The organism is Streptomyces sirii (assembly GCF_045690365.1).
Classification (GTDB): domain Bacteria; phylum Actinomycetota; class Actinomycetes; order Streptomycetales; family Streptomycetaceae; genus Streptomyces; species Streptomyces sirii.
In genome coordinates this window covers 6,051,179-6,074,401 of sequence record NZ_CP147982.1, presented here as the reverse complement: position 1 = coordinate 6,074,401, position 23,223 = coordinate 6,051,179, and the positions used below count along the sequence as shown (strand labels likewise).

The window sequence follows — 23,223 nt, the reverse complement described above, 5'->3', positions numbered from 1 at the left end:
CTAGGGGGTATATGGTTGCCACAGTGGAGGGGCACACTCGCATCCAGACCGAGGAGCACGCATGACCACCGTGACCGGAGAGCGCGACGTCGAGCTGCGGATCGGCGGGATGACCTGTGCCTCGTGCGCGGCCCGTGTCGAGAAGAAGCTCAACCGCATGGAGGGCGTCACCGCCACCGTCAACTACGCCACCGAGAAGGCGCAGGTGGCCTACGAGGGTGACGTCTCGGTCGCGGACCTCATCGCCACGGTGGAGCGGACCGGCTACACCGCCGCCGTCCCCGAGCCGCCGGCCGCCGCACCGGCCCCTGCCGAGGCCGCCGGCGACGCGGCGGGCGACGCCCTCACCCCACTGCGGCAGCGCCTGCTGATCTCCCTCGTGCTGACCGTCCCGGTGGTCCTGATGGCGATGGTGCCGCCACTGCAGTTCACGTACTGGCAGTGGTTGTCGCTGACCCTCGCCGCCCCGGTGGTGGCGTACGGCGCCTGGCCTTTCCACAAGGCCGCCTGGACGAATCTGCGGCACGGCGCCGCCACGATGGACACCCTCATCTCGATGGGCACCCTCGCGGCGCTGGGCTGGTCGCTGTGGGCGCTCTTCCTCGGCCACGCGGGCGTGCCCGGGATGACGCACCCCTTCGAGCCGACCATCGCCCGCACCGACGGCAGCAGCTCCATCTATCTGGAGGCCGCGGCCGGCGTCACCACCTTCATCCTGGCCGGGCGCTACTTCGAGGCGCGCGCCAAGCGGAAGGCCGGCGCGGCGCTGCGCGCGCTGCTGGAGCTGGGCGCCAAGGACGTCGCCGTGCTGCGCGCGGGCCGCGAAGTGCGCATCCCCACCAACGAGCTGCGGGTCGGCGACCACTTCGTCGTACGCCCCGGGGAGAAGATCGCCACCGACGGCACGGTCCTGGACGGCGCCTCCGCCGTGGACGCGTCGATGCTCACCGGCGAGTCGGTCCCGGTCGAGGTCTCCCCCGGTGACACGGTCACCGGCGCCACCGTCAACGCGGGCGGCCGGCTGGTCGTGGAGGCCACCAGGGTCGGTGCGGACACCCAGCTGGCCCGGATGGCGCGGCTGGTGGAGGAGGCCCAGAACGGCAAGGCCGCGGCGCAGCGGCTGGCCGACCGGATCTCCGCGGTGTTCGTCCCGGCCGTGATCGTGCTCGCCCTGGGCACCCTGGGCTACTGGCTCGCCACGGGCGCCGGCGCGGTGGCCGCCTTCACCGCGGCCGTCGCCGTCCTGATCATCGCCTGCCCGTGCGCCCTCGGGCTGGCCACCCCGACCGCCCTGATGGTCGGCACGGGACGCGGCGCCCAGCTGGGCATCCTGCTCAAGGGGCCGGAGGTGCTGGAGTCCACCCGCAAGGTCGACACCATCGTCCTGGACAAGACCGGCACGGTCACCACGGGCGAGATGACGCTGAGCGGGATCCATCTCGCCGCGGGCGTCGACGAGGCCCAGGCGCTGCGGCTGGCCGGCGCCCTGGAGCACGCCTCCGAGCACCCCGTGGCCCGCGCCGTCGCCGGCGGCGCCGAGTCCCGCATCGGCGCGCTGCCCGTCCCCGAGGACTTCGGATCCGTCCCCGGCCTGGGCGTCCACGGAGTCGTCGAGGGGCACACCGTCCTGGTGGGCCGCGAGCGGCTGCTCGCCGACCGGGGCCTGGTCCTGCCGGCCGAGCTGGCCGCCGCCAAGGCGGCCGCCGAGGCCGAGGGCGCCACCGCGGTCACCGTCGGCTGGGACGGCGCGGCGCGCGCGGTCCTGGTGGTCTCCGACGCGGTCAAGCCCACCAGCGCCGAGGCGGTCCGGCTGCTGCGCGGCCTGGGGCTGACGCCGGTGCTGCTGACCGGCGACAACAAGGCGGTGGCCGAGGCCGTGGCGGCCGAGGTCGGCATCGACGAGGTGATCGCCGAGGTCCTCCCGGAGGACAAGGTGGCGGTCGTGGCCCGGCTGCAGTCCGAGGGACGCTCGGTCGCCATGGTCGGCGACGGTGTCAACGACGCGGCCGCGCTGGCCCGCGCCGACCTGGGGCTGGCGATGGGCACCGGCACCGACGCCGCCATCGAGGCCGGCGACCTCACCCTGGTGCGGGGCGATCTGCGGGTGGCGGCGGACGCCATCCGGCTGGCCCGGGCCACCCTCGGCACCATCCGGACGAACCTGTTCTGGGCGTTCGGCTACAACGTCGCCGCGCTGCCGCTGGCCGCGGCCGGACTGCTCAACCCGATGATCGCCGGTGCCGCGATGGCCTTCTCCTCGGTCTTCGTCGTCGGCAACAGCCTGCGGCTGCGCCGCTTCCGGCCGCTGGTCCGCACGAGCGCCGACGGCTAGGCCGTCTCTTTCGGATCTTGCCGGTTAAGCCCGTGGCGTCTGGCGCGGTGCATCGCAAGACGGAGGGTCGCCCGCGTACTGGACGTACTCGGGCGACCCGACAACGCGGCGAGGTGCCGTGTCAGACGCCACGGGTCAGGCAAGATCCGGAAGAGACGGCCTAGGGCCGTTGCGGTTCTGGTGCCTGTCTCCAGTTCTGGGGCCGGAACATTGGTCGATCGCTCACCCGTCCGCCGCGGCCGGCGGGTGAGACTGGTCAGGCATCGACCGTCCACGTACAGGGGAAATCATGACCGGGTCACGCGTCCTGGCTCTCGGCCATTACCAGCCCTCCGGCGTGCTCACCAACGACGACCTCGCCAAGATCGTCGAAACCGACGACGCCTGGATCCGCAGCCGGGTCGGCATCCGCACCCGCCATGTCGCGGCGGCCGACGAGACCGTGGACTCGATGGCGGCCGCCGCCGCGGCCAAGGCCCTGGCCGGCAGCGGCCTCGCCCCGCACGACATCGACCTGGTCCTGGTCGCCACCTGCACGGCCACCGACCGCAGCCCGAACGCCGCCGCCCGGGTCGCCGCCAAGCTCGGGCTGAACGCGCCGGCCACGATGGACATCAACGTCGTCTGCTCCGGCTTCACCCACGCGCTGGCCGTCGCCGACCACGCCATCCGGGCCGGATCGGCGACGAACGCGCTGGTCATCGGCGCGGAGAAGTTCACCGACGTGGTCGACTGGACGGACCGTACGACCTGTGTGCTGGTCGGCGACGGGGCGGGCGCCGCGGTGGTCACCGCCGCACCCGAGCCGGGGATCGGCCCGGTGCTGTGGGGCTCGGTTCCCCAGATGGGCGACGCGGTCCGCATCGAGGGCGAGCCGGCCCGGTTCGCCCAGGAGGGCCAGACCGTCTACCGCTGGGCGACGACCCGACTGCCGGCGATCGCCCGCCAGGTCTGCGAGCGCTCCGGGATCACCCCCGCGGACCTCGCGGGAGTGGTGCTGCACCAGGCCAATCTGCGGATCATCGAGCCGGTCGCGGAGCGGCTCGGCGCGGTCAACGCGGTGGTCGCCAAGGACGTCGTCGACTCCGGGAACACCTCCGCCGCCTCGGTGCCGCTGGCGCTGTCCAAGCTGGTCGAGCGCCGGGAGATCGCCTCCGGCGACCCGGTCCTGCTCTTCGCCTTCGGCGGCAACCTCTCCTACGCGGGGCAGGTCATCCGCTGCCCGTGAGGCACGGGGGCACGGCCCGGCGCGCGGCCGGCCCTCCCCGGGCCCGTCCGATTCGTTCAAGACCGTGGCGCGGCGGGCTGCCTACGCTCCCACCATGACCACCACCCCACGGGATGCGCACCCGTTCCCCCGGTTCGCCGCCATCGGCGTCGTCGTCTCAGACATGGCCGCGTCCCTCACCTTCTACCGCCGCCTGGGCCTCGACGTCCCCGCCGGGTCGGAGGCCGCCCCGCACGCCGAGGCACAGCTCCCCGGCGGTCTGCGCCTGATGTGGGACTCGTACGCGACCGCCCGCGCCATCGACCCGGACTGGACGCCTCCACCGGCCGGAACCCCTACGGGGCTGGCGTTCGAGTGCGACGGCCCCGCCGGGGTCGACAAGGTCTACGCGGAGCTCACCGGCGCCGGCTATACGGGCGAGAAGCCGCCGTGGGACGCGTTCTGGGGACAGCGCTACGCGGTCGTACAGGACCCGGACGGCCATGGGGTGGACCTGTTCGCGCCGCTGCCCTGAGCCCGTCTGCCCGGGGTACTCGCCGGGAGGGGTGACGGGGCGAGACCCCCTAGCTGCTCGCCGGATGCTCCCCCAGGTAGAGCACGCCACACTGGCGGCAGAACGGCTGGGCGCCGGCTTCTCCCCAGGCATCGGCCGACTGGGTGGCGGCGGCCGGCGCGAGGTCCCGCCCACACATGGCCGTAGTGGTGCCCACCCGTGTCATGTGCCAGAGCTTTACCGGGGTGTCCTCGTGCGGCAGGACACCTTCGTCGTACTCGGCGCGAATCTCGTGCTCCATGGCGGTGCACCTCCTACCCATACGATGCGCCAGCGGATGGGGGGCCACAACGCCAGGCGACCGCCGGTCGGCGGGGTCAGAACACCGACCATCCCGTCAGCGTCGTGAAGTGGTCGAGCGCCGCCGCGCCCGCGACCGAGTTGCCGCGGGCGTCGAGTCCGGGGCTCCACACGCACAGCGTGCAGCGGCCGGGGATGACGGCGATGATCCCGCCGCCGACGCCGCTCTTGGCGGGCAGCCCCACGCGGTAGGCGAACTCCCCGGCCGCGTCGTACGTCCCGCAGGTCAGCATCACCGCGTTGATCCGCTTGGCCTCGCGGGCCTCCAGCAGCCGGGTGCCGTCGGCGCGCAGCCCGTGGCGGGCCAGGAAGCCGCCGGCCACGGCCAGATCGCGGCAGCTCATCTCGATCGAGCACTGCCAGAAGTAGTGCTCGATGACGCTGGGGACGGGGTTCTCCAGGTTGCCGAAGGACGCCATGAAGTGCGCGAGGGCGGCGTTGCGGTCGCCGTGTGCGGCCTCCGAGTCGGCCACCGCCTGGTCGAAGGCGAGGTCGGGGTTGCCGCTCTCCTCGCGCAGGAAGTGCAGCATCGAGGTGCTGGCGTCGCCGGTGAGGGTCTGCAGCCGGTCGGTGACCACCAGCGCGCCCGCGTTGATGAACGGGTTGCGCGGGATGCCGTTCTCCGCCTCCAGCTGGACCAGCGAGTTGAACGGCGTACCGGACGGCTCGCGGCCGACCCGTCGCCAGATGTCGTCGTCACCGCCGGGGCCGCCGTGGCTCTGCGACATCACCAGCGCCAGCGAGAACGTCTTGGAGATCGACTGGACCGAGAACGGCACCTCCCAGTCGCCGACCCCGTACACCGCGCCGTGTATGTCGGCGACCGCGATCCCGAAACGGTCCGTCGACACCCGCTCCAGCGCCGGTATGTAGTCGGCGACCCGCCCATGTCGCACCAGCGGCCTGGCGTAGGCCGCTACCTCCTCGAGAACGGCCTGGTAGTCCATGACCGACACGCTAACCCGGGGCGAGCAGCACCCCCATGGGAGCCCCCGCCAGCGACTTCACCTCGCGCGCGAGGTGCGCCTGGTCCGCGTATCCGGCGCGCAGGGCGACCTCGGCGTAGGGCGTCCCGCGGCGCGCCAGATCGAGCGCGCGGACGAGCCGGAGCACTCGGGTGAGGGTCTTGGGGCCGTAGCCGAAGGCGTCCAGGCTCAGGCGGTGCAGCTGGCGTTCGCTCAGCGCCACGGCGCGGGCGACCTCGGCGACGGGGCGGCCGCGGGCCAGCGCCGCGGCGACGGCGGCGGTCCGGCCGTCCGGTGCGGCCGCCTCCCTCAGACGGGCCGCGGCGGCCTCCTCCAGCACCCGGGCGACCGGCCCGGGCTCCCCGGCCGCCGCCGTCCGCTCGGTCAGCTCCCGTACCGCGCCGGCGGGCCACAGGTCGGCCAACGGCACCCGCAGGTCGCGCAGTTCACGGGCCGGTACTCCGAGGACGGACGGGGCCTGGCCCGGCGCGAAGCGCACGCCGACGTAGCGGGTGCCGGGCGGGACGCCTTCGGGGCGGTACGGCCCGGTGTCCGGACCGGCCACCAGCAGCCGGCCCTCGCTCCAGATCAGGTCCATGCAGCCGTCGGGCAGCACCGGCCGCGCCGACGGCGTCGTGGTGGTGGTCCACAGCGCCGCGCCGGCCAGCCGGGCCGCCCGCTCCCGATACCCGCCCGCTACGCCGGTCGGCCCACCCGTGTCGCGCTCTTGGCCCATATCCCTCAGCCTGGCACGGGAACCCCACGGCCGTCGGCGCCGTTGATCCCTTACGACACGGACCTCACGGAGGTGGCACATGTCAGGGTTTCTCGACCGCGCCAAGGAGCAGGCCCAAAAGGGACTGGCGCAGGGCAAGCAGAAGGTCGACGAGGTGCAGCAGCACCGGCACGGCAACGAGCTGCTGAAGAAGCTGGGCGCCGCGTACTACGCCGAGCATCGGGGCAGCGGTTCGGCCCAGAGCACGCAGGAGGCGCTCAACACACTGGAGGCGCACATCAGCGCACACGGGGACGGGTTCTTGCACGCATAGGCAGGGGCCCCCGACCGGTCGGGGCCGGGCGCCGCGGCGGCGGCCGAAACCACTCGTACAGGCCCCGAACGACCGATCCGTTTTATTCCGTTCCGCTCCATCGGTGCCGGACCGTCCCGTACAAGCGAGGCAGGAGGCGGTGCGCGGCCGGCAGCCGCCGCGCACGCATCGGAGTGGGGCCATGTCCCGACCGCTGTCCGCCGAACAGTTCCTCGAGGCGCTGAAGTCCGAGGGGCTGCGGGTCGTCGAGACCGACGGCTGGAGGACGCACAACCGCGACGGCAAGGGGGCCTGGGGCCCGGTGCACGGCGTGATGGTGCACCACACCGGCACGTCCGGCGCCGAGCGCACCGTCCGGCTCTGCCGCGACGGCCGGCCGGATCTGCCCGGCCCGCTGTGCCACGGCGTGATCACCAAGGACGGCACGGTGCATCTGGTCGGCTGCGGCCGCGCCAATCACGCGGGGCTCGGCGACGGCGACGTACTGCGCGCGGTGATCGCCGAGAAGCGGCTGCCGCCGGACAACGAGGCCGACACCGACGGCAATCGCGTCTTCTACGGCTTCGAGTGCGAGAACCTCGGCGACGGTCAGGACCCCTGGCCCGAGGCGCAGCTGGCGGCGCTGGAGAAGGCCGCGGCGGCGGTCTGCCAGGCGCACGGCTGGGGCGAGCGCTCGGTGCTCGGCCATCTGGAGTGGCAGCCGGGCAAGGTCGACCCGCGCGGCTTCACGATGGACGCGCTGCGCGAGCGGATCGGCGCGCTGCTGAAGTGAGCGGGCGGACCGCTCGCCCAAGGCGGGCGGCGAGCCGGCGCCGCCCCGCGCGACAATGGGCCGCGTGACCCGCACCGCCCCCGATCCGCCGCCCGACCTCCGCGCGCTGCGCCCCCGGCTGCCCTCGCCCCTCCAGGAGATCGAGGACGAGCCCTTCGCGCGCCGCGGCGTACGGCTGCTGCTCAAGCGGGACGATCTGATCCATCCGGACCTGCCGGGCAACAAGTGGCGCAAGCTGGCGCCCAATCTGCGGGCCGCGGCCGCCGCGGGCGAGCGCGCGCTGCTGACCTTCGGCGGCGCGTACTCCAACCATCTGCGGGCCACCGCGGCGGCCGGCCGGCTGCTCGGCTTCGCCACCATCGGCGTGGTCCGCGGCGACGAACTGGCCGGCGCACCGCTCAACCGGTCGCTGGCCCGCTGCGCCGCCGACGGGATGCGGCTGCACTTCATCGACCGGGCCGCCTACCGCCGCAAGACCGAGGCGGACGTGCTCGCCGCGCTGCACGACCGCTTCGGCGCGTTCCGCGTCATACCGGAGGGCGGCAGCAACGCCCTCGCCGCACAGGGCTGCGCGGAACTGGGCCGGGAGCTGCGCGGCGCCGCGGACACGGTCGCGGTGGCCTGCGGTACGGGCGGCACGCTGGCCGGTCTGGCCGCCGGACTGGCCCCCGGCCAGCGGGCCCTCGGCGTCCCCGTCCTCAAGGGCGGCACCCCGCACTTCCTCCAGAAGACCGTCGAGGAGCTGCAGCGCGCGGCATTCGGGGCACCGCGCGGCGACTGGCGGCTGGAGACCCGCTTCCACTGCGGCGGTTACGCCCGCAGCACCCCGCAGCTCGACGCGTTCGCCGACGCCTTCGCCGCGCGGCACGGGCTGCCCCTGGAGCGGGTCTACGTCGCCAAGCTGCTCCACGGGCTGACCACGCTGGTCGAGGAGGGCGCCTTCCCACCGGGCAGCACGGTCGCCGCGGTCGTCACCGGCACACCGTGAGGTGCCGCCTCCGGGGCACCCCGCCGGGCTACTCGGCGCCCTCCCGGTACGCCGCCGCCTCCTCCAGGTCCAGCCTGCGCAGCAGCGTGCGCATCATCTCGTCGTCGATGCGCCGGGCGTCGCGCAGGCGGACGAAGACCCGCCGCTCGGTGTCGATCATCTCCCGGGCCAGCCGGCGGTAGGTCTCGTCGGCGGACTCCCCGGTGACCTCGTTGACCGCGCCCAGCCGCTCCCACACGGAGTTGCGGCGCCGCTCCATGACGGTGCGCAGCCGGTCGGCGAGCGGGCCGGGCAGCGCGTTGCGCTCGTCCTGGAGCAGTGCGTCCAGGCGCTCCTCGGCGGCCCGCGAGGCCTCGCTCTGGGCCTGGGCCTCGGCGAGCGTCTCGGCCCGGGCGTCCCGGCCGGGCAGCCGCAGCGCGCGGATCAGCGGCGGCAGGGTGAGGCCCTGGACGACGAGGGTGGCGATGACGGTGGTGAAGGTCAGGAAGAGCACGAGGTTGCGGGCGGGGAAGGGACCGCCGCCCTGCACCGCGGCCGGGATGGAGAACGCGATGGCCAGCGACACCACCCCGCGCATCCCGGCCCAGCCGACGATGACCGGCGCGGTCCAGGTCGTATCGGGCTCGCGGGTGCGGATCCGGGCCGAGAGCAGGCGCGGCAGATAGGTCGCCGGAAAGACCCAGACGAAGCGGGCCACGACCACGACGAGGAACACCACGACCGCGTACCAGAGGGCCTGGGCCCCGCTGAACTCCCCCAGGCCGCGCAGTACGACCGGCAGCTGCAGCCCGATCAGCGCGAAGACCGCCGACTCCAGCAGGAAGGAGATCACCTTCCAGACGGCCTCCTCCTGGAGCCGGGTCTCGAAGTCGACCTGCCAGGAGCGGTGCCCCAGATAGAGGGCGACCACGACGACGGCGAGCACCCCGGAGGCACCGACCTGCTCGGCCGCCGCGTAGGCGACGAACGGGATGAGCAGCGACAGGGTGTTCTCCAGCAGCGCCGACTCGCGCAGCCGGACGCGCAGCCAGTGCAGCGGCACCATCAGCACGACGCCGATGCCGATACCGCCCACGGACGCCAGGGCGAACTCCTCGATCCCGCCGCCCCAGGTGGCACCGACCCCGACGGCGGCGGCCACCGCCACCTTGTAGGCGGTGATCGCGGTGGCGTCGTTGACCAGCGACTCGCCCTGCAGGATCGTCGTGATCCGGTGCGGCAGCCCGAGCCGGCGGGCGATGGCGGTGGCCGCGACGGCGTCCGGCGGGGCGACGACGGCGCCCAGGACGAGGGCCGCGGTCAGCGGCAGATCCGGGATGAGCAGATAGGCCGCATAGCCGACCGCCAGCGTCGCGAACAGCACATAGCCCACCGACAGCAGCGCGACCGGCCGCAGATTGGCCCGCAGGTCCAGGTAGGAGCTGTCCAGGGCGGCGGTGTGCAGCAGAGGGGGCAGCACCAGCGGCAGCACGATGTGCGGATCGAGCGGGTAGTGCGGGACACCGGGGATGGCGGACGCCGCGAGCCCGGCGGCCACCAGCAGCAGCGGCGCCGGCACCGGTGTCCGGCGCGCCAGCCCGGCCACCGCCGCGCTCCCCGCGACCAGCAAAAACAGCGGCATCACAGCCATCGGCCCGTCCCGTCCCCGTACCCGTCGCCATCCATCCCGGCGATCTAACCTGGCCATCATGAGCGAGTGCAGCGAGCGAATCACAAGAAGATGCGTGCCGTGCGCATGCGAGGCCGGGCGGAGCGGGGGATCGGCATGAGCGAGTGCACGCACACTGCCGACCTGCCGGGCACCGAACCGGCCCCGCTGAGCGCCACCTGCCTGGAGTGCCTGGCCGTCGGCAGCCACCCCGTACAGCTGCGCCTGTGCCTGGCCTGCGGCCATGTCGGCTGCTGCGACTCCTCGCCGTACCGGCACGCGACGGGGCACTTCGAGGAGACCGGCCACCCCCTGATGCGGACGTTCGAGCCGGGTGACTCCTGGCGCTGGTGCTTCGTCGACCAGCAACTGGTGTGACCGGGAGCCGGCGCGCGCAAGACGGAGTGGCCGGGAGCCGGTGCACCCAAAACAGCCGAGCCGCATTCAGCGGAGTCCGTTTACCCTTCACCTATGATCCGCGAAGCGACCCCGGACGACGTCCCCGTCATTCTCGCCATGATCGGCGAGCTGGCCGCGTACGAGCGCGCCCCCGAGGCGGCGCAGGCCACCGAGCCGCAGCTGAAGGAGGCCCTCTTCGGCGCGCAGCCGGCCGCCTTCGCACTGATCGCCGAGGCGGACGGTGCCCCGGTGGGCTTTGCCCTGTGGTTCCGGAACTTCTCCACCTGGACGGGCACGCACGGTGTCTATCTGGAGGACCTCTACGTCCGCCCCGAGGCCCGCGGCGGCGGCCACGGCAAGGCGCTGCTCGCGGCCCTCGCGAAGATCTGCGTGGACCGCGGATACGAGCGTTTCGAGTGGTCAGTCCTGGATTGGAATGAACCGTCCATCGGTTTTTACCGGTCGATCGGTGCACAGCCCATGGACGAATGGACCGTCTTCCGGCTCACTGGAGAGGCACTGCACGACCTGGCAGCCGGCCCACGCGTCAACGGAGCGTAATCGGCCTCGATTTGGCGGTGCACACCCCTAGCCACTGTCCGTACCCACAGTTTTACAATCAGTGACAGCTAAGGTATGCGGCGGCCTCGGGGCGGATGCCGCCCGGAGGCGGCCGTGCCTCTTCCGGGCGACACCGGCCCGCAGATCGCGATAGCGTCACAGCCGAACCATGTGCCGCGCCGGATCGTTCTCCTTTCGTCCGACAGGAGAAAGCGCCGGAGCGAAATATCCCGAACAACGCGAATATCGCGCATTCCAGCTCAACCAGCTTGTGCCACCTTGGAGGTGAGGGTGTCCCAGATCGCAGGCGAGCCCGGGACTCAGGACTTCGTGGAAGTCCGTCTGCCCGCTGCGGGTGCCTACCTGTCCGTGCTGCGTACGGCCACGGCCGGGCTCGCAGCCCGCTTGGACTTCACCCTCGACGAGATCGAGGATCTGCGCATCGCGGTCGACGAGGCCTGCGCGATCCTGCTGCAACAGGCCGTCCCCGGCAGTGTGCTGAGCTGCGTCTTCCGCTTGATCGACGACGCACTGCAGGTGACCGTGTCCGCCCCGACGACCGACGGCCGTGCCCCGGAGCGGGACACCTTCGCCTGGACGGTGCTCTCCGCACTCGCCGGCAAGGTCGATTCCACCGTCGCCGAGGACCGTACGGTCACCATCAGTCTGTACAAGGAGCGCGGCGCCGGTCCCGGACCGTCATGACCGAACAGGGGGCCCCGTGAAAGATCTCGAACGCGGCGGGCGGATGGCGTCGAGTGCGACCATCCCCGAGCAGCAGGCCCGGCCGCATCCGGTGGGAGTGGACGACCACGGCGGCCATTTGGACGCGGCGGAGCAGGCGGAGCGGGCAGACCACATGGACCACAGCGAGCAGCAGGGTCAGCAGGCGCATCGGCAGGACGCGCCCGCTCCCGACGACAAGCTGCACAACCAGCAGCATTCCCAGGAGCCGCAGGACCGCAGCGGCGCCCGGGCGATGTTCTACGAGCTGCGCAAGCTGCCCGAGGGCTCCCCGGAGCGGGCGGAGCTGCGCAACACTCTTGTCCGCATGCACCTCCCGCTCGTCGAGCATCTGGCCCGGCGCTTCCGCAACCGCGGCGAGCCGCTGGACGATCTGACCCAGGTCGCCACCATCGGCCTGATCAAGTCGGTGGACCGCTTCGACCCGGAGCGCGGCGTGGAGTTCTCCACGTACGCCACCCCCACCGTCGTCGGCGAGATCAAGCGGCACTTCCGCGACAAGGGCTGGGCGGTCCGCGTCCCGCGTCGTCTCCAGGAGCTGCGGCTGTCGCTGACGACGGCGACCGCCGAGCTCTCCCAGCGGCACGGCCGGGCGCCGACCGTCCATGAGCTGGCCGAGCATCTGGCGATCTCCGAGGAGGAGGTCCTGGAGGGCCTGGAGTCCGCCAACGCGTACAGCACGCTCTCCCTGGACGTGCCCGACACGGACGACGAGTCCCCGGCCGTCGCCGACACCCTCGGCGCCGAGGACGAGGCGCTGGAGGGCGTGGAGTACCGCGAGTCCCTCAAGCCGCTGCTGGAGGACCTCCCGCCGCGCGAGAAGAAGATCCTGCTGCTGCGCTTCTTCGGCAACATGACCCAGTCGCAGATCGCCCAGGAGGTCGGGATCTCCCAGATGCACGTCTCCCGTCTGCTGGCCCGCACCCTCGCCCAGCTCCGCGACAAACTGCTCGTGGAGGAGTAACGAACGACCCGCGGGACGGGGCGGGGCCCGGCCGTCACGACGATCATGGCGATCGCGTGAATGCCACCTTTGCCCCGCCTGGGGACTCTGTCCCGGTCCTGCCCCTGTCGTCCCCTCCTGGCCACTCTCCCCGGGGAACGTCGGCCCGCCCTCCCGGTGGGCACCGCCCCGTCCCCGCCCCGAGGGGGAAAGCCACCCCACCGCGCCCAGCCGCAGCCACGGCCCCGAAGGCAGTACGGCCCCAGCCTCGCCCGACCACAGTGCGGAATACCGCCCCGATCGCGCCCGGCTTCAGCCCCGCCCGACCCCGTGCGGAATACCGCCCCAGCCACGCCCTGTTGTGGCCCGTAGGGGGCCCTCGCACCCCCTACGGGATCCGTTCGCCCCTCCCCTACGGGCTCCTCGCGTCACGGCGCCGCTCGCCGCTTACGAGTTCGCGCGTCGCCTAGGCCGTCTCTTTCGGATCTTGCCGGTTAAGCCCGTGGCGTCTGGCGCGGTGCATCGCAAGGCGGAGGGTCGCCCGCGTACTGGACGTACTCGGGCGACCCGACAACGCGGCGAGGTGCCGTGTCAGACGCCACGGGTCAGGCAAGATCCGGAAGAGACGGCCTAGCCGCCCACGGGCTCTCGCGATCTTGCGTCGCCTACGGGTTCTCCCGCGGCCCGATGCCCAGGGCCTCGGTGGCCGTCGGGTTGACCAGCAGGACGAGCACGACGAGCGCGGCGACGGCCAGCGCGATACCGGCGGCGATCAGCGCACCGCCGCCGTTGACCAGCGTCCAGGCCACCGGCAGCGCGACGATCTGCGTGATCAGCGAGGGGCCCCGGCTCCAGCGGCGGCGCAGCCACAGCCCCCGGGCCGCGACCAGCGGCAGCGCGGCGAGCGCGAGCACGGTCAGCCCGCCCATCTCCGCCTGCCGCGCACTGTCCGGCGAACCGGCCAGCCCCATGATCAGCATGTACGCACCGAGCGCCGCGAGCGCGATCCCCTCGACCGCGGTGAGCGCCGCCGCGGCGCTCAGCCGGGCAGGTCGCGGCCCGGACGGCTCGTTCGGCGCGGCCGCGGCGGGGGCGCCGGCCGCTCGCCGCGCGGACTGTTTCTGCTGACTGCTCACCCCAGCAGGGTAGCGCCGGCCCTCGCGGAGCCGGGGATGCCCCGGATCCGGACGGGGCGTGAGGCCGGTAACAGCAGGTAGGTACGCTGCTGCACATGCGCGCACTCCTCGTGGTCAATCCTGCTGCAACCACCACCAGTGCCCGCACCCGTGAGGTACTCGCCCACGCACTCGCCAGCGACCTCAAGCTGGAGGTCGCCGAGACCCGCTACCGCGGGCACGCCCGCGATCTCGCCCGGCAGGCCACCGAGGGCGGGGAGACCGAGCTGGTCGTGGCGCTCGGCGGCGACGGCACGGTCAACGAGGTCGTCAACGGTCTGCTGGCGAACGGCCCCGACCCGGATTCGCACCCCCGGCTGGCCGTCGTCCCCGGTGGCTCCACCAATGTCTTCGCCCGCGCGCTGGGGCTGCCCAACGACGTCGTGGAGGCGACCGGCGCCCTGCTGGACGCACTGCGCGACGGCAGCGAGCGCACGATCGGCCTGGGCCTGGCCGCCGGCACCCCGGGCACCGAGGACGAGGGCGTGCCCGAACGCTGGTTCACCTTCTGTGCGGGCTTCGGCTTCGACGCCGGCGTCGTCGGCCGGGTCGAGCAGCAGCGGGAACGCGGCAAGCGTTCGACCCACGCCCTGTACGTGCGACAGGTCGTACGGCAGTTCCTGGGCGAGGCGAACCGCCGCCAGGGCGTCATCACCCTCGAACGTCCGGGCGGGGACGACGGCGCCGCGAAGCTCGTCGAGAACCTGGCGCTGGCCATAATCTGCAACACCGCTCCGTGGTCCTACCTGGGCAATCGGCCGATCTACCCGTCCCCGGACGCGTCGTTCGACACCGGGCTGGACCTGTTCGCACTGAGCAAGCTCTCGTCCCCCGCGGTGGCCCGTTATGTCACCCAGCTGCTGACGTCAACACCCGAGCGCGGCCCCCATGGCAAGCACGCACTCTCACTTCACGACCTCACGAACTTCACCTTGCATTCGCAGGTGCCGCTGCCCTTCCAGATGGACGGTGACCACCTGGGCCTGCGTACGAGTGTGACGTTCACAGGCGTTCGCCGTGCACTGCGTGTGATTGTGTGAGCAGTAGGGCCTAAAGTCCTTTCACTCGAACGTTTAGGCTGGTTCCCACCCCCTGGAATGACGGCTGTGACCGAGGCGACACCAAGGAATCAAAAAAAAGTTTCCGGAAGGGGTTGTATCCGCAGCCGAGGTTTGCGAGTCTCTTCATGGCGATCGGGACGGCCGCTTTAACGGCCCCCTTGAGAGCCCGAATCCTCCTCCTCATTCCACAGGACCGCACCAGTTCACAGCTGGATTTCGGCCCTTCCCTTGTGGAGGGATTCGTGAAAGCGTTCACATTCACAAGCAACGATCCCGTCACACGAGGAGATGGAGCAGCCATGGACTGGCGTCACCGCGCCGTTTGCCGCGAAGAAGACCCCGAGCTCTTCTTCCCTATCGGCAACACCGGTCCTGCGCTGCTGCAGATCGAGGAAGCCAAGGCCGTCTGCCGCCGCTGCCCCGTCATGGAGCAGTGCCTGCAGTGGGCGCTCGAGTCCGGCCAGGACTCCGGCGTCTGGGGTGGTCTGAGCGAGGACGAGCGCCGCGCGATGAAGCGCCGTGCAGCTCGCAACCGGGCGCGCAACGCCAGCGCCTGAGCCAGCCGCCCCGTGGCCCCCGAGCCGCAGCGCGCAGTACACCCGATGCACCATCGGCGCTGAAAAGCCCGGTCGTTATCGCATCGCAATAGCTTTGAGCCCCGGACCATATGGTCCGGGGCTTGTTGCTGTTCGGGCCGGGTCCCATTCCCTTGCCGGAGCGGATATCGGTTCCGCCTCGGTACGGTCTCGAAACCGCTTCGCCCCTACTGCCCGCCATATCGCTTGCCCGTAACGCTTTCCGCGCAGGTTGGCCGTACCGCTCCCCCGTCCCGATGTGCGGCCCCGGGTCTCAGTGCTGCTTCTCGGGGCGCACGGGCACGTCGAGGACGACCTGGGTGCCGCGGCCGGCCGCCCGCACCATGTCGAACTTTCCGCCCAACTCGCCTTCCACCAGGGTCCGTACGATCTGCAGCCCCAGGTTTCCGGCGCGGTGCGGGTCGAATCCCTCGGGCAGCCCGCGGCCGTTGTCCTGGACGGTGACCAGCAGCCGCGGCTCGGTACGGCTGCCGCCGCGTACCGCGCCGACCTCGACGATGCCGTGTTCGGCCTGGTCGAAGGCGTGCTCCAGGGCGTTCTGCAGGACCTCGGTGAGCACCATCGACAGCGGCGTGGCCACCTCCGCGTCCAGGATGCCGAAGCGGCCGGTGCGGCGGGTGATCACCTTGCCCGGGGAGATCTCCGCGACCATGGCCAGCACCCGGTCCGCGATCTCGTCGAACTCGACCCGCTCGTCGAGGTTCTGGGACAGCGTCTCGTGCACGATCGCGATCGAACCGACCCTGCGTACGGCCTCGTTGAGGGCCTCCCGGCCCTGCTCGGAGTCCATCCGGCGGGACTGCAGCCGCAACAGTGCGGCGACCGTCTGCAGGTTGTTCTTCACCCGGTGGTGGATCTCCCGGATGGTGGCGTCCTTGGTGATCAGCTCCCGCTCGCGGCGTCGCAGCTCGGTGACATCGCGCAGCAGCACCAGCGAACCGATGTGCGTGCCCTTCGGCTTGAGCGGGATGGCGCGCAACTGGATCACGCCGTCGTTGCCCTCTACCTCGAACTCCCTGGGGGCCCAGCCGCTGGCGAGCTTGACCAGGGCCTCGTCCACCGGGCCGCGGGCGGGTGCCAGTTCGGCGGTGGCCTGGCCCAGGTGGTGGCCCACCAGGTCGGCGGCGAGGCCGAGCCGGTGGTAGGCGGAGAGCGCATTGGGGCTGGCGTACTGGACGACGCCGTCCGCGTCGAGCCGGATCAGTCCGTCGCCGGCGCGCGGCGAGGCGTCCATGTCGACCTGCTGCCCGGGGAAAGGAAACGTTCCGGCAGCGATCATCTGGGCGAGGTCGGACGCGCTCTGGAGGTAGGTGAGCTCCAGCCGGCTGGGGGTGCGCACGGTCAGCAGGTTGGTGTTGCGGGCGATCACGCCGAGCACCCGCCCCTCGCGGCGCACCGGAATGGACTCAACCCGGACCGGAACTTCCTCTCGCCACTCAGGGTCGCCCTCGCGTACGATGCGGCCCTCATCCAAGGCGGAGTCCAGCATCGGACGGCGCCCCCGGGGAACGAGATGGCCCACCATGTCGTCCTGGTAGGAGGTGGGCCCGGTGTTGGGGCGCATCTGGGCGACGGAGACGTAACGGGTGCCGTCGAGGGTGGGGACCCACAGCACGAGATCGGCGAAGGAGAGGTCGGAGAGCAGCTGCCACTCCGAGACCAGCAGATGGAGCCACTCGAGGTCGGAGTCGCTCAGAGCGGTGTGCTGGCGGACGAGATCGTTCATGGAGGGCACGTCTTGGAGCCTACCGGCGTACGGTGTATGTGTTGTGCCTGCACGGGCATGGACAAGTAAGAATGGTCTAGTCCAGAATTCAGCAAAGACCTCCGTTCTCCCCGCACAGGAGAGCGGAACGAGGCCGACGGCGCTCTCTGCCCTGACTGCGCCAAGGCCTCCGATCGACCGGCCCCAGGACGGGGTGGCGCCCCCACCGCACATGGGGACACCCTCCCGCCCGCAAGGCGGGGCCGGCCGATGTCAGCTCCGGGCTGCGGTGCCGGACAGGTTGAGGGTCCTGTCCCGGCGCCGCGGCCCGCGGGTGTTTTCGGGGAACCTCAGGCCGTCGCCCCGCTCGCCGTCCGCGGCCAGGCCGCCATCGCCAGCTCGGCGATCGACGCCAGCTCCGCCTCCTCCGCGCCGTCCCGCGCCTGCTGGGACATGCCCTGGATGACGGCTCCCACGAAGCCGGCCAGCGCACCGGCGTCCGTATCGGCCGGGAGCTCCCCCGCGGCGATGTCCGCCCGGATGGCGCTCGCGATCTCCCGGATGTTCGACAGCCTCATCTCCCGCAGGAAATCGGCGACTTCGGCGGACGCGGGCGAGATGTTCAGCGCGGCGCTGATGACCAGGCAGCCGCGCGGGCGGTCGGGCAGGGTGTACTCGACCGCAGCCTCGCGCAGTGCGCGTCCGACGCCGCGGCGGGCGGTCGGCTCCTCGGCCAGGGCGCGGGAGATGAAGCCTCCGTAGAGCCGCCCGTACTCGGCGACGACCTCGTCGAACAGCGCCCGCTTGTCGCCGAAGGCGGCATAGAGGCTGGGGGCGCTGATGCCCATGGCGCGGGTGAGGTCGGCGATGGACGTGGCCTCGTAGCCCTGCTCCCAGAAGGACCGGACCGCCCGCTCCAGCGCCGTCTCGCGGTCGAAGGACCGGGGCCGGCCGCGCTGCTTCGTTTCCTTGGTCACCATGGGAGGAATTCTATAGCGGTCGGTACGGAACGCGTGCTACGGTTTTTATGTAGCGAGCGATACAGAATTACGGGATCGCTCGGCAGGTGGGAGCTGCCCGCGATCCGGCACGGACGCGCGCACGCACGAACAGGGAGGGGCACGGCCATGGGCACGCTCAGCGGCAGGACGGCACTGGTCACGGGCGGCAGCAGGGGGATCGGCCGGGCGATCTCGGAGCGACTGGGGAGGGACGGCGCGCGGATCGGCGTGCATTACGGCCGCGACGAGACCGCGGCCAAGGAGACGGTCTCGGCGATCGAGGCCGCGGGGGGCCGGGCCTTCGCGGTCCGGGCGGAGCTGGGCGCGCCGGGAGACGCCGAGGCACTGTGGACCGCGTTCGACGAGCAGGCCGAGGGGCTGGACATCCTGGTCAACAACGCCGGGATCAACAAGGCCGTGGACGGGACGCTCAAGCCGATCGGCGAGGTGACGGCGGAGGACTTCGACCACCTCTTCGCGGTCAACACCAAAGCGCCGTTCTTCATCGTCCAGCAGGGGCTGTCCCGCCTGCTGGACGGCGGGCGGATCATCAACACCTCGACGGGGCTGACCCGGGGCGCGGCCAAGCCCGAGCTGATCGCCTACGCCATGACCAAGGGCGCGCTCGACGTGTTCACCTCGACGCTCGCCAAGGACCTGGGGCCGCGCGGGATCACGGTGAACGCGGTGGCCCCCGGGGCGGTGAACACCGATATGAACGCCGGCTGGCTCAGGGGCGAGGCCAATACCGAAGCGCAGCGGCGACTGGCGGGGATGTCCCCGCTGGGCCGAATAGCGCAGGCCGAAGACATCGGCGACGTCGTGGCCTTCCTGGCCTCGGACGACAGCCGCTGGGTGACGGGCCAGTGGATCGACGCGACGGGAGGCGCCCTGCTCTGACGGAAGACGCCCGGCCTCGGGGGCTCGCGGCCTGGACGCCTTCCGGGCCGCCCCCTCCCCCTCACCCTCCCGGCGGCACCCGTTCCGGTGGTCTTCCGGTGGCCCTCCCGTCGCCGGAACGACGGGGAAGCGTGTCACATCGTTCGCAGGCGCCGTCGGGACCGGATGCCCACCCTCTGATAGATTGGTCTATACCACATGACCATATGAGTCCACTCTCCAGAACGGCAGGCCAAAGCGTGGAAGTTGTCATCGTTCCGGACGCCAGGGCGGGCGGCGAGCTGATCGCGGAGGCCATCGCGGCCCTGGTGCGCCGCAAGCCCGACGCGCTGCTCGGTGTGGCCACCGGCTCGACCCCGCTGCCCATCTACGAGGCGCTGGCGGCGAAGGTCCGGGCCGGCGCCGTGGACGCCTCGCGAGCCCGTATCTGCCAGCTCGACGAGTATGTGGGCCTGCCGGCCGGGCACCCCGAGTCCTACCGTTCGGTGGTGCTGCGCGAGGTGGTCGAGCCGCTCGGTCTTGGCGAGGACTCCTTCCTGGGCCCCGACGGCACGGCCCAGGACGTGCCGGCCGCCTGCGAGGCGTACGACCGTGCGCTGGGCGAGGCCGGCGGGGTGGACCTCCAGCTGCTCGGCATCGGCACCGACGGGCACATCGGCTTCAACGAGCCCTGCTCGTCGCTGGCTTCCCGCACCCGCATCAAGACGCTGACCCAGCAGACCCGGGAGGACAACGCCCGGTTCTTCGACAGCCTCGACGAGGTCCCCCACCACGTCATCACCCAGGGCATCGGCACCATCCTGGAGGCCCGACACCTGGTGCTGCTCGCCACGGGCGAGGGCAAGGCGGACGCCGTGGCGCACGCCGTCGAGGGCCCGGTCGCCGCACTGGTCCCGGCCTCGGCGCTCCAGCTCCACCCGCACGCCACGGTCGTCGTCGACGAGGCCGCGGCCGCCAAACTGAAGCTCGCCGACTACTTCCGCGCCACCTACGCCGCCAAGCCGGAGTGGCAGGGGCTGTAGGGCCCAACTCTCCAGTTTCCACGCCCCCGGCCACGGCGTATCAGGGCGGCCGGGGCCGGGGCGAGCAACTCGACACCTCTCGCGAGGGAGCGGCTCGGCCGGTGTGTCCGGCCGAGCGGCGATTCCCTGCTTACTGCCGGTTTATGACCTCTTTGAGCAGGATGGGTGAGGCGCGGCAACTGTCGTGCGCCGTGAGGTGTCTGAGGAAGGATCAGCCGTGCGCTCACCCGTCGTCGAGGATTCCGTCGCCGTACCCGCTGCGCCGGGGCGTCGGGGCTGAGCGCCGTGGCAGCCTCTGCCCGGCAGCCCGCGTCGTCGACCGTGCCCCCGAAACCCACCCGTAGTCCGAAACCCACAGGGATTCCGGAGCCCACGAGGAGCCCGGAGCCCACAGGGAGTCCGAGGCCCACGGGGAGTCCTGAGGCGCCCCGGAGCTCTGGGGTCGCCGGGAGTGCTGAGCCGGGCCGGCGGCCGGCGCCGTGGTTGCGGCCGACCATCCGGATACGGCTGACGCTGCTGTACGGCGGCATGTTCCTGATGGCGGGGATCGTGCTGCTGACGATCATCTACTTCCTGGCGGCCGACACCCTCAAGGACGGCACCCCCGAGTTCAGGATCTTCGGCGACAACGTCAGGGTGGGCAATATCGGCTGTCCCGACCTGCCGTCGGTCGGCACGGCCGGCGAGATCAACGCGGCGATCGGCGAGTGCCTCCATGACCAGCGCACACTGGCGCTGAACACCTTCCTGCACCGCTCGCTGATCGCTCTGGTGGGGCTGGCCGTGGTGGCGTTCGCGTTCGGTTATGCGATGGCGGGGCGGGTGTTGGCGCCGTTGGGGCGGATCACGCGGACGGCGCAGCGGGTGGCGGGTTCGGATCTGCATCGGCGGATCGAGTTGGGTGGGCCGGACGATGAGCTCAAGGAGCTCGCGGACACCTTCGATGAGATGTTGGACCGGTTGGATCGGGCGTTTGAGTCGCAGCGTCGGTTCGTGGCGAATGCTTCGCATGAGTTGCGGACGCCGTTGGCGATCAATCGGACGTTGTTGGAGGTGCAGCTGGCCGATCCGGGGGCGTCGCCGGAGTTGGCGCAGTTGGGCAAGACGCTGTTGGCGACCAATGAGCGTAGTGAGCAGTTGGTGGAGGGGCTGCTGTTGCTGGCGCGTAGTGAGAACAAGGTGGTGGACAAGCGGCCGGTGGATCTGTCGGAGGTGGCCGCGCAGGCGGTGGAGCAGATGCGGGGCGAGGCGCAGGCCAAGGGGGTCGAGCTGCGTGGGGTGCGGCAGCAGGTCTTCGTGCAGGGCAATGGTGTGCTGCTGGAGCGGATCGCGCTGAATCTGGTGCAGAACGCGGTGCGCTACAACGTCGCCGTTCAAGGGCGCGGAGCGCTTCCGGTTGAGGGTGGCGGCGGGCGACGGGTGGGCGGGTGGGTGGAGGTCAGCACCGAGCCTCGGCCCGGTTGTGCGGTGCTGGTGGTGGCCAACACCGGGCCGGTGGTCCCGGCCTATGAGGTGGAGAACCTCTTCGAGCCCTTCAGACGGCTGCGTACCGAGCGCACCGGCAGCGACAAGGGTGTGGGGCTGGGCCTGTCCATCGTGCGCTCGGTGGTCCGCGCCCACGACGGGAGCATCACCGCCGAGCCCCGCGAGGGCGGCGGCCTGACCATGCGCGTCGTCCTACCGCAGTAGGCGCCCGAGCCGCCGCCGAGCGGTCTTCAGGTGCCGTGCCCCGGGGTGCGGCCGGTGAGGGTTTCGGCGGCGGCCTGGCCGCAGACGCGGGCGGCGCCGTGGGTGGCGATGTGCAGGGCGCCTCGGGGCGGGGCCTGGGGGACGCCCATTTCGACGACGGCGGTGTCGGGGCGGGCGGTGAGCAGGGCGTCCAGGGCGTCGGCCATCCAGGGGTGGCGGTGGACGTCGCGGACGACGGCGACGACGCGTCGGTCGCCGGCCGCGGTGAGCAGGCCGTCGATCAGGGCCCGGGTCCCGGCGCGGGCGGCGGATTCGGCGCTGTAGGCGGCGGTTTCGGTGCCGGGCACGAGCCGGGCCAGCTCGGCGCCGACGCCCCAGGGGGTGTCGTCGCCCACGGCGATGTTGGCCAGCGGTGTGAAGGCGGCGACGTGGGCGGGGCCGGTCAGCGGCTCGTACGGGCGGCCGGCGGTGGTGGTGACGCGCAGGGCCCGCCGGGCCGCGGTCAGGCCGATCCCGGGTGCGGGCGCGGCCCCCTCCCCCGCGCCCGCACTCCGGGTCCAGCGCGCCAGGGCACGCACCCGTGCCGCGGCGTCGGCGAGCCGCTTCTCCGACAGCTCGCCGTCGCGCACCGCCCTCACCAGGGCGTCCCGCAGCCTCAGCACGGTGTCCTCGTCGGCCAGTCCGCCGCCCACGCAGATCGCGTCGGCGCCGGCCCCGATGGCCAGCACGCTGCCGCGCTCGATGCCGAAGGTGGCGGAGATGGCCTGCATCTCCATTCCGTCGGTGACGATCAGCCCGTCGAAGCCCAGCCCGCCCTCGTCGGCGGGAGCGCGCAGCAGGCCGTGCAGGGCGGCGGGGCTGAGCGTGGCCGGGCGGGAGTCGTCCAGGGCGGGCAGCAGGATGTGCGCGCTCATCACGGCCCGGGTGCCGGCGGCGACGGCGGCGCGGAACGGCACCAGTTCGCGTTCCTGGAGGGTGGGCAGGTCGGCGGCGATGCGCGGCAGGTCGTGGTGGGAGTCGACCGCGGTGTCGCCGTGGCCGGGGAAGTGCTTGGTGCAGGCGGCGACGCCCGCCGACTGCAGCCCCTCGACGTAGGCGGCGGTGTGCCGGGCGACCAGCCGCGGGTCGGCGCCGAAGGAGCGGACGCCGATGACCGGGTTGGCGGGGTTGGAGTTGACGTCGGCGGAGGGCGCCCAGTTGAGGTTGACACCGCAGTCGGCCAGCCGGCGGCCGAGCTCGCGGGCGACGCCGCGGGTCAGGGCGGTGTCGTCGACGGCGCCCAGCGCGTGGTTGCCGGGGAAGGAGGAGCCGCCGCGCACTTCGAGGCGGGTGACGTCGCCGCCCTCCTCGTCGATGGCGACCAGGACGTCCTCGCGTGCACCGCGCAACTGACCGGTGAGGGCGGCCAGTTGCGCGGGATCGGTGATGTTGCGGCCGAAGAGGCCGACGGCGGCCAGGCCCTCGTCGAGCCGGCGCAGCAGCCAGTCGGGGGCGGTGGTGCCGGTGAAGCCGGGCTGGAGGACGGCGAGCGCGTCGCGGGTGAGGGTGTCGGTGGCGCGTACCGAGCGTGCGGAGCCTACGGGACTCATGGA

The 23,223-nt window shown here is 72.1% G+C and carries 23 protein-coding genes; 15 read left to right on the top strand and 8 right to left on the bottom strand.

The genetic code is table 11. The annotated features are described in order from the left end of the window. The first annotated feature begins 61 nt into the window (after positions 1–61). The 3 genes from WAB15_RS27495 (at position 62) to WAB15_RS27485 (ending at position 4,074) form a co-directional block, all read left to right on the top strand. Positions 62–2,332: a heavy metal translocating P-type ATPase gene (locus WAB15_RS27495; protein ID WP_407287881.1), complete on the top strand. Its 2,271-nt coding sequence runs from the start codon at positions 62–64 to the stop codon at positions 2,330–2,332. 289 nt (positions 2,333–2,621) lie between these two features. Then, complete coding sequence (locus tag WAB15_RS27490; protein ID WP_399149485.1) at positions 2,622–3,560, top strand: beta-ketoacyl-ACP synthase III; 939 nt, start codon at positions 2,622–2,624, stop codon at positions 3,558–3,560. Between the two features lie 94 nt (positions 3,561–3,654). Next, on the top strand, positions 3,655–4,074 hold the full coding sequence (locus WAB15_RS27485; protein ID WP_407287880.1) for a VOC family protein: 420 nt from the start codon (positions 3,655–3,657) through the stop codon (positions 4,072–4,074). A gap of 49 nt (positions 4,075–4,123) precedes the next feature. Here WAB15_RS27485 and WAB15_RS27480 read toward each other — a convergent pair whose 3' ends face one another. The 3 genes from WAB15_RS27480 to WAB15_RS27470 all read right to left on the bottom strand — a co-directional run bounded on the left by WAB15_RS27480 (position 4,124) and on the right by WAB15_RS27470 (position 6,114). After that, positions 4,124–4,354, bottom strand: a complete 231-nt coding sequence (locus WAB15_RS27480; RefSeq protein ID WP_399149483.1) for a hypothetical protein — start codon at positions 4,352–4,354, stop codon at positions 4,124–4,126. A 76-nt stretch (positions 4,355–4,430) separates the two neighbouring features. After that, positions 4,431–5,360 carry a glutaminase gene (locus tag WAB15_RS27475; RefSeq protein ID WP_399149482.1) on the bottom strand — a complete coding sequence of 310 codons (930 nt, stop codon included), beginning with the start codon at positions 5,358–5,360 and terminating at the stop codon, positions 4,431–4,433. Between the two features lie 10 nt (positions 5,361–5,370). Next, entirely contained in the window at positions 5,371–6,114 is a 744-nt protein-coding gene (locus WAB15_RS27470; RefSeq protein WP_407287879.1) for a helix-turn-helix domain-containing protein, read from the bottom strand. Positions 6,115–6,193: 79 nt separating this feature from the next. Between WAB15_RS27470 and WAB15_RS27465 the strand changes: the two genes are divergently transcribed. The 3 genes from WAB15_RS27465 (at position 6,194) to WAB15_RS27455 (ending at position 8,187) form a co-directional block, all read left to right on the top strand. Continuing rightward, on the top strand, positions 6,194–6,427 hold the full coding sequence (locus tag WAB15_RS27465; protein WP_407287878.1) for a hypothetical protein: 234 nt from the start codon (positions 6,194–6,196) through the stop codon (positions 6,425–6,427). Between the two features lie 181 nt (positions 6,428–6,608). After that, entirely contained in the window at positions 6,609–7,199 is a 591-nt protein-coding gene (locus WAB15_RS27460; RefSeq protein WP_407287877.1) for an N-acetylmuramoyl-L-alanine amidase, read from the top strand. A 55-nt stretch (positions 7,200–7,254) separates the two neighbouring features. Further along, positions 7,255–8,187 carry a 1-aminocyclopropane-1-carboxylate deaminase/D-cysteine desulfhydrase gene (locus WAB15_RS27455; RefSeq protein WP_407287876.1) on the top strand — a complete coding sequence of 311 codons (933 nt, stop codon included), beginning with the start codon at positions 7,255–7,257 and terminating at the stop codon, positions 8,185–8,187. Positions 8,188–8,215: 28 nt separating this feature from the next. Here the strand turns inward: WAB15_RS27455 and WAB15_RS27450 are convergent, their stop codons facing one another. After that, the gene (locus WAB15_RS27450) at positions 8,216–9,817 is read right to left on the bottom strand and encodes a Na+/H+ antiporter (protein WP_407287875.1); all 1,602 of its coding nucleotides are present in this window, start codon (positions 9,815–9,817) and stop codon (positions 8,216–8,218) included. A 135-nt stretch (positions 9,818–9,952) separates the two neighbouring features. On the opposite strand from WAB15_RS27450, the gene WAB15_RS27445 reads away from it, so the two are divergent. From WAB15_RS27445 to WAB15_RS27430, 4 genes are all read left to right on the top strand, one after another. Beyond that, entirely contained in the window at positions 9,953–10,213 is a 261-nt protein-coding gene (locus WAB15_RS27445; protein WP_399149608.1) for a UBP-type zinc finger domain-containing protein, read from the top strand. Between the two features lie 93 nt (positions 10,214–10,306). Further along, positions 10,307–10,795, top strand: a complete 489-nt coding sequence (locus WAB15_RS27440) for a GNAT family N-acetyltransferase (RefSeq protein ID WP_399149476.1) — start codon at positions 10,307–10,309, stop codon at positions 10,793–10,795. Positions 10,796–11,086: 291 nt separating this feature from the next. Then, positions 11,087–11,500 (top strand): anti-sigma factor, encoded by a 414-nt coding sequence (locus WAB15_RS27435; RefSeq protein ID WP_003985353.1) that lies wholly within the window; start codon positions 11,087–11,089, stop codon positions 11,498–11,500. 43 nt (positions 11,501–11,543) lie between these two features. Beyond that, positions 11,544–12,503 carry an RNA polymerase sigma factor SigF gene (locus WAB15_RS27430; RefSeq protein ID WP_407289310.1) on the top strand — a complete coding sequence of 320 codons (960 nt, stop codon included), beginning with the start codon at positions 11,544–11,546 and terminating at the stop codon, positions 12,501–12,503. Between the two features lie 644 nt (positions 12,504–13,147). On the opposite strand, the gene WAB15_RS27425 is transcribed toward WAB15_RS27430, so the two are convergent. Beyond that, positions 13,148–13,618, bottom strand: a complete 471-nt coding sequence (locus tag WAB15_RS27425) for a hypothetical protein (protein ID WP_407287874.1) — start codon at positions 13,616–13,618, stop codon at positions 13,148–13,150. 95 nt (positions 13,619–13,713) lie between these two features. On the opposite strand from WAB15_RS27425, the gene WAB15_RS27420 reads away from it, so the two are divergent. Beyond that, positions 13,714–14,697, top strand: a complete 984-nt coding sequence (locus tag WAB15_RS27420; RefSeq protein WP_407287873.1) for a diacylglycerol/lipid kinase family protein — start codon at positions 13,714–13,716, stop codon at positions 14,695–14,697. A gap of 320 nt (positions 14,698–15,017) precedes the next feature. Further along, positions 15,018–15,275 carry a WhiB family transcriptional regulator gene (locus tag WAB15_RS27415; protein WP_003983230.1) on the top strand — a complete coding sequence of 86 codons (258 nt, stop codon included), beginning with the start codon at positions 15,018–15,020 and terminating at the stop codon, positions 15,273–15,275. Between the two features lie 292 nt (positions 15,276–15,567). Here WAB15_RS27415 and WAB15_RS27410 read toward each other — a convergent pair whose 3' ends face one another. Further along, on the bottom strand, positions 15,568–17,040 hold the full coding sequence (locus WAB15_RS27410; RefSeq protein ID WP_399149606.1) for a sensor histidine kinase: 1,473 nt from the start codon (positions 17,038–17,040) through the stop codon (positions 15,568–15,570). Between the two features lie 329 nt (positions 17,041–17,369). Then, positions 17,370–17,999 carry a TetR/AcrR family transcriptional regulator gene (locus WAB15_RS27405; protein WP_407287872.1) on the bottom strand — a complete coding sequence of 210 codons (630 nt, stop codon included), beginning with the start codon at positions 17,997–17,999 and terminating at the stop codon, positions 17,370–17,372. 147 nt (positions 18,000–18,146) lie between these two features. Between WAB15_RS27405 and WAB15_RS27400 the strand changes: the two genes are divergently transcribed. The 3 genes from WAB15_RS27400 (at position 18,147) to WAB15_RS27390 (ending at position 21,631) form a co-directional block, all read left to right on the top strand. Then, on the top strand, positions 18,147–18,920 hold the full coding sequence (locus tag WAB15_RS27400) for an SDR family oxidoreductase (protein ID WP_407287871.1): 774 nt from the start codon (positions 18,147–18,149) through the stop codon (positions 18,918–18,920). A 239-nt stretch (positions 18,921–19,159) separates the two neighbouring features. Next, positions 19,160–19,942: a glucosamine-6-phosphate deaminase gene (nagB, locus tag WAB15_RS27395; RefSeq protein WP_407287870.1), complete on the top strand. Its 783-nt coding sequence runs from the start codon at positions 19,160–19,162 to the stop codon at positions 19,940–19,942. Positions 19,943–20,263: 321 nt separating this feature from the next. Continuing rightward, a complete protein-coding gene (locus WAB15_RS27390) occupies positions 20,264–21,631 on the top strand; it encodes an ATP-binding protein (RefSeq protein WP_407289309.1) in 1,368 nt (455 codons plus the stop codon). 26 nt (positions 21,632–21,657) lie between these two features. Here WAB15_RS27390 and WAB15_RS27385 read toward each other — a convergent pair whose 3' ends face one another. Continuing rightward, the gene (locus WAB15_RS27385; RefSeq protein WP_407287869.1) at positions 21,658–23,220 is read right to left on the bottom strand and encodes a glycoside hydrolase family 3 protein; all 1,563 of its coding nucleotides are present in this window, start codon (positions 23,218–23,220) and stop codon (positions 21,658–21,660) included. Positions 23,221–23,223 lie beyond the last annotated feature (3 nt).

What these genes read in the sequence shown, in the direction of transcription:
- WAB15_RS27455 (WP_407287876.1), top strand. Translation starts at nt 7,255, where the DNA reads ATGGGCCGCGTGACCCGCACCGCCCCCGATCCGCCGCCCGACCTCCGC.
- WAB15_RS27470 (WP_407287879.1), bottom strand. Translation starts at nt 6,114, where the DNA reads ATGGGCCAAGAGCGCGACACGGGTGGGCCGACCGGCGTAGCGGGCGGG.
- WAB15_RS27400 (WP_407287871.1), top strand. Translation starts at nt 18,147, where the DNA reads ATGGGCACGCTCAGCGGCAGGACGGCACTGGTCACGGGCGGCAGCAGG.
- WAB15_RS27385 (WP_407287869.1), bottom strand. Translation starts at nt 23,220, where the DNA reads ATGAGTCCCGTAGGCTCCGCACGCTCGGTACGCGCCACCGACACCCTC.
- WAB15_RS27460 (WP_407287877.1), top strand. Translation starts at nt 6,609, where the DNA reads ATGTCCCGACCGCTGTCCGCCGAACAGTTCCTCGAGGCGCTGAAGTCC.
- WAB15_RS27420 (WP_407287873.1), top strand. Translation starts at nt 13,714, where the DNA reads ATGCGCGCACTCCTCGTGGTCAATCCTGCTGCAACCACCACCAGTGCC.
- WAB15_RS27490 (WP_399149485.1), top strand. Translation starts at nt 2,622, where the DNA reads ATGACCGGGTCACGCGTCCTGGCTCTCGGCCATTACCAGCCCTCCGGC.
- WAB15_RS27405 (WP_407287872.1), bottom strand. Translation starts at nt 17,999, where the DNA reads ATGGTGACCAAGGAAACGAAGCAGCGCGGCCGGCCCCGGTCCTTCGAC.
- WAB15_RS27415 (WP_003983230.1), top strand. Translation starts at nt 15,018, where the DNA reads ATGGACTGGCGTCACCGCGCCGTTTGCCGCGAAGAAGACCCCGAGCTC.
- WAB15_RS27475 (WP_399149482.1), bottom strand. Translation starts at nt 5,360, where the DNA reads ATGGACTACCAGGCCGTTCTCGAGGAGGTAGCGGCCTACGCCAGGCCG.
- WAB15_RS27485 (WP_407287880.1), top strand. Translation starts at nt 3,655, where the DNA reads ATGACCACCACCCCACGGGATGCGCACCCGTTCCCCCGGTTCGCCGCC.
- WAB15_RS27465 (WP_407287878.1), top strand. Translation starts at nt 6,194, where the DNA reads ATGTCAGGGTTTCTCGACCGCGCCAAGGAGCAGGCCCAAAAGGGACTG.
- WAB15_RS27450 (WP_407287875.1), bottom strand. Translation starts at nt 9,817, where the DNA reads ATGGCTGTGATGCCGCTGTTTTTGCTGGTCGCGGGGAGCGCGGCGGTG.
- WAB15_RS27430 (WP_407289310.1), top strand. Translation starts at nt 11,544, where the DNA reads ATGGCGTCGAGTGCGACCATCCCCGAGCAGCAGGCCCGGCCGCATCCG.
- WAB15_RS27445 (WP_399149608.1), top strand. Translation starts at nt 9,953, where the DNA reads ATGAGCGAGTGCACGCACACTGCCGACCTGCCGGGCACCGAACCGGCC.
- WAB15_RS27440 (WP_399149476.1), top strand. Translation starts at nt 10,307, where the DNA reads ATGATCCGCGAAGCGACCCCGGACGACGTCCCCGTCATTCTCGCCATG.
- WAB15_RS27495 (WP_407287881.1), top strand. Translation starts at nt 62, where the DNA reads ATGACCACCGTGACCGGAGAGCGCGACGTCGAGCTGCGGATCGGCGGG.
- WAB15_RS27410 (WP_399149606.1), bottom strand. Translation starts at nt 17,040, where the DNA reads ATGAACGATCTCGTCCGCCAGCACACCGCTCTGAGCGACTCCGACCTC.
- WAB15_RS27480 (WP_399149483.1), bottom strand. Translation starts at nt 4,354, where the DNA reads ATGGAGCACGAGATTCGCGCCGAGTACGACGAAGGTGTCCTGCCGCAC.